This is a genomic window from Klebsiella scottii (assembly GCF_036561945.1).
Lineage (GTDB): Bacteria > Pseudomonadota > Gammaproteobacteria > Enterobacterales > Enterobacteriaceae > Klebsiella > Klebsiella scottii.
In genome coordinates this window covers 1-255 of the sequence record NZ_JARXNI010000003.1, presented here as the reverse complement: position 1 = coordinate 255, position 255 = coordinate 1, and the positions used below count along the sequence as shown (strand labels likewise).

The window sequence follows — 255 nt, the reverse complement described above, 5'->3', positions numbered from 1 at the left end:
TTCCGGCACCGGGCAGGCGTCACACCGTATACGTCCACTTTCGTGTTTGCACAGTGCTGTGTTTTTAATAAACAGTTGCAGCCAGCTGGTATCTTCGACTGATTTCAGCTCCACGAGCAAGTCGCTTTACTTACCATCAGCGTGCCTTCTCCCGAAGTTACGGCACCATTTTGCCTAGTTCCTTCACCCGAGTTCTCTCAAGCGCCTTGGTATTCTCTACCTGACCACCTGTGTCGGTTTGGGGTACGATTTGAT

At 51.0% G+C, this 255-nt stretch carries 1 rRNA gene; it reads right to left on the bottom strand.

Annotated features, from left to right (window positions below):
* Window positions 1–255 (bottom strand): 23S ribosomal RNA (locus QFI97_RS00015); the annotation flags it as partial.